Below are 7,708 nucleotides of genomic sequence, written 5' to 3'. Positions count from 1 at the left end.
CCCCGACCCCCGACCCCCGACCCCCGACCCCCGACCCCCGACCCCCGACCCCCGACCCCCGACCCCCGACCAAGGCGTCGCCCGGCTGCTGGGCGGCCTCAGGGATTTTCTGGACCAACGGGTGCTGAGCGGACCGAGCCGGCAGTCCGGCACCCCGGTACCGATCGCAGCGGCTCACCACCGGTCGCCGACACGCACCTTGTCCCATCGGGCCTTGGAGATGCACAGCTCGTGTGCGTCGTCGTCCAGCTCGATCTGCCAGCACACAGGATGGCGGTGCGCCACACGATGGGTACCGGTCCGCACCGTGTGGCACGACCTCTTGGTCTTGCCACCGCTACGGGAGGTGGTGCACTCCCTCTTCGTGACCGACTCGGTGGTCCACGTGGTGCGGGCCGGCTTGTACTCCTTCTCGGTTATGGTGCCGTGCACCTTGCTGCTCCCACATGCGACCAGGAGCAGTGCGGTCACGGGCACCGCGGCCAGGGCGGCGATCCGGCGGATGGGCATGGGCAGGTCCTCTGCATCGATGAACGCGGCGATGCCGGGCCAGATGGGGCCTTTGGCGACGGCGCTGGTCAGCGCACCATCATAGGGACGGCTGCGCCCCGCCGACCCTCACGTGAGCCGGCAACGCAGTTCTCTTCCCCTCGGCTGTCGCGTCTGGACGAACCTCACTTCCGACTTGGCCGCACTGGACATCGAGATGCCAGGGGGGACACCGGATGGCACTGAGTTGGTCGTCGGGGATGCAGCAACCCTACCTGGAAGTTGGACACTGCCCGAGCTCGTGGTCGCGCTGTTCACCCTGGGGCCGTGCTGATTCATGGCCCCGCGATGGGCCTGCCCCACCACACCGTCGGCCAGAACTGAGCGAAGTACCGCTCGACACGCTGATCGCGCCTCGTACACGTCGCCGGCGGTGCACAACTTGCCTCAAGGCTCCCGCCGATGAAACCTGCACGGTTGTGACCTGCATGTAGGGGCATGGCGGGTGCAACTGAGGAGGCGTCCTCCCACACCGCTTCGCTGTATGGCCTGATGAACAACCTGGACGACCCGCCACCATGAACGTGTCGACGTTCACGGAACTCGGCTCTGTCGGGGATCTTGTGAGTTCAAGTGCCTGGGCAGTCAGTGTCCTGCCGTCACGTTCGCCGAGCAGATCGAGGGGCTGACCAGGCCACATGCCCGGCACGCCTCACCTCTGCGGTCGATGCTCATCTCGAGCGCCCTGTGCCTCGTGGACCGGCAGGGTGCCCGCCTGGATTGGGTGACGGCAGCAGGTTCCCCACTGCCGCCTACGCCGTTCTCGGACCGGCTAACCCTGTGCCGACATCAGTGCCGAGACGGTCCGCCGTAGCCGGATCGGGGCCTTCGAGGCCCGACCGATCCGGCTGCAGCGCTGTTGCCTCTCCTCCGTGCTCACTGGCCAGTCGGACACCCCGGACGACGTCCCGCATCCGCCTCCGGATCAGATCCTGGAGACAGTCCGAGGGGCAATGAGCACGGAGGGAATCAGTGGTTCGACAACCAACCGTCAGCGGTTCAGATGGACGGTGAAGTGCCTCTCGGTGTCACCGGCGGGAACGGTGCGAACAAAGCCCCGGGCGTTGCGGTAGTCGCCTGATCCGCCAGTGATGCCGACGTCGACATGGGACGGGGCGGGCAGGTGGAGCAGAGCCTGCGCGGCAAACTGTCCCTCAGGCAGAGAGAAGGTGCCCAGGCACTGGAGCGCGGCCGGATCGACGTGGGTATAGGTGCAGACGACGCTGTGATCGCCGACCTTCTTGCCGCCGCGGTAGAGGTCTTCGTGGATGACGCGCTGGTCACCCGGGCTGATTCCCGCCCGGCCCAGATCGAGGTCTTGGATCGAGGTCTGTTTGCCGACCAACTCGAAAGTTTCCGTGCGCTGGTCAACGACGTGCGCACTGTTGGAAGTAGATGTGTCGGCCGACGCCAGCGGGGCAATGGCGAAGCCACCAGCGAGGGCGGTGGCGAGGCCGGCGGCTGCACTCAGGTAGTGAACCTTGTTGATCTTCAATGTAGTCGGCAACTTGCCGCTCCGTTCTGTGGTGTGTCGATTCGGTGGCGGCAGAAAGGTGTAGAACCTCGGCCCGGGTGCGAAGGGCCGGCGCCTGCGCCGATCGACTTGTGAACAACCCTTGGTGGGTTGGCGATTCGACATTCACACAACCTTAGTCACCCGTCAAAGCGGTGATGGGTGATCTGGTGGTGACTGTCTTGGACGTCGAGCCATGATCTTGTTGGTGTGGACCTTGCCTGGCGCCAGGTTGTTGCACGTGCCGGCGAGGCCTGTCCATGTAGGGGCAAGTTGTCATGACAAGGCTTGTCGATGGAGGCAATGAGAGCATATGCTCCTATTGTCCCCATGGCAAGGGCATCCCGCGCACGGCCTTCGCCGCCGGGGGCGGCACCTTCTGTGCCGCCCCGTACGAGCAGCGCGAAAATTTGCGCCACCGCCCCGTTGTCAAAGCCCAGGGGGAGGCCCCTCGGGGCGTCGTTGTGTGGTGGCCCGCATTGCACGCCAGGAACCACCGGAAGGTGGGTGGGAGCTCCCACCGTCGGCAGGGAGGTAGGTCAACCCTCCGAACAGCTGAAGTCCTCCGGCGAAGTCCGCAGTTTGCCCAGTAGTCGGCGCAGGGTGGCGAGGTCGCGTTCGGACAGGTCCGCGAACAGTTCTCGCTCCACGGTTTCGAGCGCCGTGTCCGACTTCCGGAGCTGTGAGGTCCCTGCGGGGGTGATCTCCACGATGTGCCGGCGGCGGTCGGCGGGGTCGCGCCTGCGGCGTGCGAGATCGTCGCCCTCAAGATCGTTGAGCAGGGCGACCAGGATGCTCGGGTCGACGTCGAGCCTCTCGATGAGCGCCTTCTGCGTGATCGGCCCCTCGGCGAGCTGCAGCAGCGTCATGGCGTGCCGGGGTGTGAGCCCGGTGGCAGCGAGGGCCTTGCGGATCAGGGTCTCGGTGATGCCGCCGTGATAGGCGAGCAGGAATCCGAGGCGGTAGTCCGGGTCGCCGGGGGACGCGGATGATCCCGCCGATTCCTGGGTGACCCTGTCCTGAGCTGCCATACCCACACGGTAGCAGGGCCTATATTGCGGATCGAGATCAATCATTGATAGCTTTCAATAATATCTTAGCATCCATCATTGACAACCTTGGGGTAAACCATGTTCATCGCCTACGCGGCAGCCGGCATCCTTCTCGCTCTTGCTCTCAGCGCCTCAGCCACATTGACCTTCACGCGCAATGAGGCCATTACGGTCTCGATGAGCAAGGTGGGCGTGCCCGATTCCTGGCTCCCGAGGCTCGCCTCGCTCAAGGCTGCGGGCGCCGTCGGACTCCTGGTCGGCCTCGCGGTGCCGCTGATCGGGTCGGCCGCCGCAGGAGGTGTGGTCCTTTACTTCATCGGGGCGATCGTCGCTCACGTACGTGCGAAGGACTTCGAGATCGCGGCGCCGGCCATCTTGGCGCTGCTGGCCGCCGCCGCGCTCGTACTGCGGGTGATGTCGGCCTGAGCCCCTGTCGGGCAACCGGGGGTGGCGTGTTCGCAGGGTGGACGCCGGCGGGGAACGCCATCGCGCGGCGGTGAGGTGCGGTGAACGACGCGGGTTTTCCGGCCAACGGAATCCCGGCCGGCCTTGGTGATGTGTATGCGGCAGGATCCCGAGCGCATGACCCCACGGCAGTCCCGTCCCGCACACCTCGCCAACCTGGACCTCAACCTCCGGTCACGCTCCGTGCACTGCTGCGCGAGCGAAACGTCACCCGTGCCGTCCGGAACCTCGGCGTCACCCAGCCGGCCGTCAGCGCCTCGCTGTCCCGGCTGCGCCGGCATTTCGCGGACGAGCTGCTCGTCAGGGTCCGGAGCGCCTACATCCTGACGCCGCTCGCCGCGCAACTGGCCGGGCAGGTCGAGACTGTGTGCGCTGCCGCCGAGCGGCTCTTCGCGACGGGCAGAGCGTTCGACCCGGCCACCACACGGCGGGAGTTCACGCTGCTGATGGCCGACTACCCGGCGACTGGCCTCGGCCCCGCGCTGTCGCGGCTGTTCGACCATGATGCACTGGACGCGGCGCTTCACCTCCAGCTCGTCCGGGAGGCTCTGGGCAGCGGTGCGGGCGACACGATCCGGCTCGTCGACGGTCTGGTGATCCCGCCTCTCGGCCACTTTCGCACCCCAGGTGGCGGGGCTGCCCTGCCGCGTACCGGAACGAACCATCTACGGATCGCGGTAGATCGTCCTGGAGCACTTGGACGAGGAGCACCAGCCGAGCCGCGAGGAGCTCGCTGAACATGTCCACGCCAGGGCGCCTGAGTGGGGGACTGGTCCGCTGCGAGGGGCTCGCGTTCTGCTTCCCCGGCCGGAACACCGGCGTCCTCAACATGACCCACATACCGGCCCCGCTCGACCCGGTCGAGGCGTCGGCCGCCCAGCTCGACGGCCGTGAACAGACCGACCGCGTGGTCGAGCTCCTGCGCGCGGAGTTCCCGAATGCCATCGGCGAAGCGAGGGTCCGCTCGTACGGTCTCCCGGGAAGGCGGCAGACCCGCTGGATCAAGGGCAGCCACCAGCTGTCGCTCGACGAGGCGCGGGCCGGAACCCGCTGATCGGCGGCCTGCCGATCGCGCCGAGGCAGGCGGACGTCACCGCGGTCATGGAGGACCCCGAACTCGGCCTCCACGTAGCAGGGTTCCGCTCCACCGCGGACCCGGTCGCTGACATCCCCGCATGGTTCACGAGACCTGGGACCTCGTCACCCCGGCGGCCGGCTACGCAGCCTTCCTCGACCGCTGGTCCGCGTACTCCGACGGGGCGGCACGTAGGACGCCGACGCACTCGCGGTCGAACTGCACCTGCTGACGGAATGGCTCCAGATAGTCCGTGTCCACGCCCACCGCTCCATCCGGCGTCTCACCGCGTGCCGGCGTCGGACACCTGCCCGCTGTTCATGGTGATGGTGCGCACGCTCGCCGGAACGGCCCGCCGCGCCGAACTACCCGGCGCCGTACTTCCGTTCAACGGAAGGCGCCCTGTGCGCAGGGCCGTTCCTGCAGCACTCTGGGAACCGTTCCGCCCCGGCCCGCAGGCAGCAGGGCAACGCTATCCGAAACCCGCAGTCCGTCTACGTGCCCGGCCCACCCGAACGCAAGGGAGATGACGATGACGACGTCATTCGCACGCAACCAGTGGTACGTGGCCGCCTACAGCAGCGAGATCGGGCGGGAGCTGTTCACCCGTGCCATCTGTGGCGAGTCGATCCTTTTCTGGCGCACCTAGGCGGGCGAGGTCACCGCCATGGCGACCGCTGCGTGCACCGCCGTTTCCCGCTCTCCGAGAAGCCGAGCCGACTGGACGGCGACACGGTCGTCTGCGGCTACCACGGCTTCACCTACGGTGCGGACGGCGTGTGCGTGAGCGTGCCCGGACAGAAGCGCGTGCCGCGCACCGTACGGCTCACCTCCTACCCCGTCACGGAGCAGGACTCCTTCGTGTGGGTGTGGATCGGTGACCACGACCGGGCCGACAAGACCGCGATCCCCCGCGCCCCCTGGCTGGGCTCGCCCGACTACGCCACCGTCTGCGGCATGGAGCCGCTGGCGGCCCGCTACGGACTTCTCGTCGACAACCTGCTCGACCTGTCCCACGAGACGTACTTGCACGGCGGCTACATCGGCACGCCCGAGGTCGCCGAGACCCCGATCACCACCGAGGTCGACGACAAGGCGGGCGTCGTCCACGTCAGTCGGCACATGGACGACGCGGCCTGCCCGCCGTTCTACTCGGAGTCCACCGGCATCACCGGCCGCATCACGCGATGGCAGGACATCGAGTACCACGCTCCCTGTCTCTACCTTCTGCACTCCCGCATCGCCCCCGTCGGCGCGCCTGGCCCGCACGCCGACGGCAGCGATCCGGACGCCTTCCACGTCGAGGTCGTCTACGCCATCACCCCCGAGACGGAGCACCGCACCCACGACTTCTGGGCCGTGGCACGCGACTTCGCCCTGGAAGAGCAGGAGGTCTCCGACTTCCTGCGGGAGAACAACCGCACCGTCGTCCTCCAGGACGTTGCCGCACTCGACCAGCTGGAGCGGGTCATCGCCTCCGAGCCGGCCGGGACGCGGGAGCTCAGCATCAACATCGACACCGGTGGCCTGGCCGCCCGGCGCATTCTCAAGCGGATGGTCGAGGCCGGCACCGCCGTATCCGCGGTGACCGTCCGATGAGCGCGCCGCCCACGCCGATGCTCGACGGGGAGACGGTCTGCCGGATCGTGTGGATCCCCGGCACGGACCGGCTGCGCGGCTGGTGCTGGTGCGGTGAGGACCGGGAGTCCGAGGACCCGGTGGAGTTGTGGGAGTGGCTGCTCGCCCACCCCGACGGGCACCCGGGCCAGGGGGCCGCCCCCGCCCCCGGTGCCACTCCCTGCCCCCGCCGGCTGGGCGGCGCCTGACCTCGGCTACCCAAGGATCCTCTGATGACCAGAATCGCCACCGCACCCGAGGCCGTACTCGAACTCGTCGTGGCCCGCCGTACCGACGAGGCAGACGGTGTCGTCTCGCTCGACCTGCGGCGGGCCGACGGCGCCTCCCTGCCTGCCTGGGCGTCCGGCGCGCACATCGACCTCCTGCTTGCACCGGACCTCGTACGGCAGTACTCGCTGTGTTCCTCGCCCGAAGAAGCGGAAGTGTGGCGCGTCGCCGTCCTGCGGGAGAAGGACGGCCGCGGCGGTTCCCTCCACGTGCACGACACGCTGGCCGAAGGCGACACGGTCCGGGCGTGCGGTCCGCGTAACCACTTCCCCCTGGAGCGCGCCGAGCGGTACCTCTTCATCGCGGGCGGCATCGGCGTCACACCGATCATTCCGATGCTGGCTGAGGCCGAACGACACGAATCCGTATGGGAGTTGGCGTACGGAGGGCGGACCCGTGCGTCGATGGCCTTCTGAGACGAACTCGTCAAGCGGTACGACGAGCGGGTGCGGGTCCGTCCCGAGGACGAGTACGGCCTTCTCGACCTCGACGCTGTCCTGGGGATCCCGCAGCCCGGCACGCTCATCTACCCCTGCGGCCCGGAGCCGCTGCTCAAGGCCGTCGAGGAGCGGTGCGCCGACTGGCCCGACGGCGCTCTGCGCCTCGAACGGTTCACGCCCAAGGAACCGCAGGCGCCCCTGCGGGACGGGACGTTCGAGGTCGAACTGGCGCAGACCGGCATCACGGTGACCGTCCCGCCGGACAAGTCCGTGCTCGAGGCGGTCGAGGCGGCCGGTGTGCAGGTCCTCTTCTCCTGCCAGGAGGGAACCTGCGGCACCTGCGAAACCGTCGTGCTGGACGGCACGGTCGACCATCGCGACTCGCTCCTCACCCTCGCCGAGCAGAGCCGTCACGACACGATGATGATCTGCATTTCCCGAGCGATGTGCCCGAGGCTCGTCCTGGATCTGTGACGAGTGGAGGGATCGGCCACCGCAGTGCATGCCGGCGTCCGGACGCCGGTGACAGCCCGGAGTCGCCCGAAGCCTCCGGCTCCGGCAGAGCACGCCGCCGCGAAAGACCGACAGAGTATTGACTGCCGGGAGAGGTCTGCCTAGTGTTCTGCGCCGGGAATTCGATCAAGATATGAAGCGAGGTGTTGAAGGATCTCGTCGGCGTCCTTCGTCCAGACGAAGGGCTTCGGGTTGT

General features: G+C 67.9%; 8 protein-coding genes and 2 pseudogenes. 7 read left to right on the top strand and 3 right to left on the bottom strand.

Translation table 11 applies throughout. From position 1 onward, the window contains the following. Window positions 1–174 precede the first annotated feature (174 nt). The 3 genes from ABZV38_RS38805 to ABZV38_RS38795 all read right to left on the bottom strand — a co-directional run bounded on the left by ABZV38_RS38805 (window position 175) and on the right by ABZV38_RS38795 (window position 3,093). Entirely contained in the window at window positions 175–510 is a 336-nt protein-coding gene (locus tag ABZV38_RS38805) for a hypothetical protein (RefSeq protein WP_356333480.1), read from the bottom strand. 1,030 nt (window positions 511–1,540) lie between these two features. After that, a complete protein-coding gene (locus tag ABZV38_RS38800) occupies window positions 1,541–2,044 on the bottom strand; it encodes a hypothetical protein (protein ID WP_356333478.1) in 504 nt (167 codons plus the stop codon). A 557-nt stretch (window positions 2,045–2,601) separates the two neighbouring features. Next, the gene (locus ABZV38_RS38795) at window positions 2,602–3,093 is read right to left on the bottom strand and encodes a MarR family winged helix-turn-helix transcriptional regulator (protein WP_356333476.1); all 492 of its coding nucleotides are present in this window, start codon (window positions 3,091–3,093) and stop codon (window positions 2,602–2,604) included. Between the two features lie 99 nt (window positions 3,094–3,192). On the opposite strand from ABZV38_RS38795, the gene ABZV38_RS38790 reads away from it, so the two are divergent. The 7 genes and pseudogenes from ABZV38_RS38790 (at window position 3,193) to ABZV38_RS38760 (ending at window position 7,473) form a co-directional block, all read left to right on the top strand. Continuing rightward, entirely contained in the window at window positions 3,193–3,540 is a 348-nt protein-coding gene (locus tag ABZV38_RS38790; RefSeq protein WP_356333474.1) for a DoxX family protein, read from the top strand. 80 nt (window positions 3,541–3,620) lie between these two features. After that, complete coding sequence (locus tag ABZV38_RS38785; RefSeq protein ID WP_356333472.1) at window positions 3,621–4,316, top strand: LysR family transcriptional regulator; 696 nt, start codon at window positions 3,621–3,623, stop codon at window positions 4,314–4,316. 2 nt (window positions 4,317–4,318) lie between these two features. After that, window positions 4,319–4,633 carry a hypothetical protein gene (locus ABZV38_RS38780; protein ID WP_356333470.1) on the top strand — a complete coding sequence of 105 codons (315 nt, stop codon included), beginning with the start codon at window positions 4,319–4,321 and terminating at the stop codon, window positions 4,631–4,633. A 121-nt stretch (window positions 4,634–4,754) separates the two neighbouring features. Further along, a complete protein-coding gene (locus tag ABZV38_RS38775; protein ID WP_356333468.1) occupies window positions 4,755–4,886 on the top strand; it encodes a hypothetical protein in 132 nt (43 codons plus the stop codon). A 294-nt stretch (window positions 4,887–5,180) separates the two neighbouring features. Continuing rightward, window positions 5,181–6,253, top strand: a pseudogene (locus ABZV38_RS38770) (aromatic ring-hydroxylating dioxygenase subunit alpha). After that, window positions 6,250–6,480, top strand: coding sequence for a hypothetical protein (locus ABZV38_RS38765; protein WP_356333466.1), 231 nt, complete (start codon window positions 6,250–6,252; stop codon window positions 6,478–6,480). Before ABZV38_RS38770 ends, ABZV38_RS38765 begins: the two are co-directional and overlap by 4 nt. 24 nt (window positions 6,481–6,504) lie before the next feature. Then, window positions 6,505–7,473 (top strand): annotated as a pseudogene (locus tag ABZV38_RS38760) (PDR/VanB family oxidoreductase). Window positions 7,474–7,708: the final 235 nt, after the last annotated feature.

It is taken from the genome of Streptomyces sp. NPDC005181, from assembly GCF_040608395.1.
Classification (GTDB): Bacteria; Actinomycetota; Actinomycetes; order Streptomycetales; family Streptomycetaceae; genus Streptomyces.
The sequence above is the reverse complement of the archived record's forward strand: the minus strand, read 5'-3'. Positions and strand labels throughout refer to the sequence as shown.

Coding starts and splice junctions, on each gene's coding strand:
- ABZV38_RS38805 (WP_356333480.1), bottom strand. CDS start 510: ATGCCCATCCGCCGGATCGCCGCCCTGGCCGCGGTGCCCGTGACCGCA.
- ABZV38_RS38790 (WP_356333474.1), top strand. CDS start 3,193: ATGTTCATCGCCTACGCGGCAGCCGGCATCCTTCTCGCTCTTGCTCTC.
- ABZV38_RS38780 (WP_356333470.1), top strand. CDS start 4,319: ATGTCCACGCCAGGGCGCCTGAGTGGGGGACTGGTCCGCTGCGAGGGG.
- ABZV38_RS38795 (WP_356333476.1), bottom strand. CDS start 3,093: ATGGCAGCTCAGGACAGGGTCACCCAGGAATCGGCGGGATCATCCGCG.
- ABZV38_RS38775 (WP_356333468.1), top strand. CDS start 4,755: ATGGTTCACGAGACCTGGGACCTCGTCACCCCGGCGGCCGGCTACGCA.
- ABZV38_RS38765 (WP_356333466.1), top strand. CDS start 6,250: ATGAGCGCGCCGCCCACGCCGATGCTCGACGGGGAGACGGTCTGCCGG.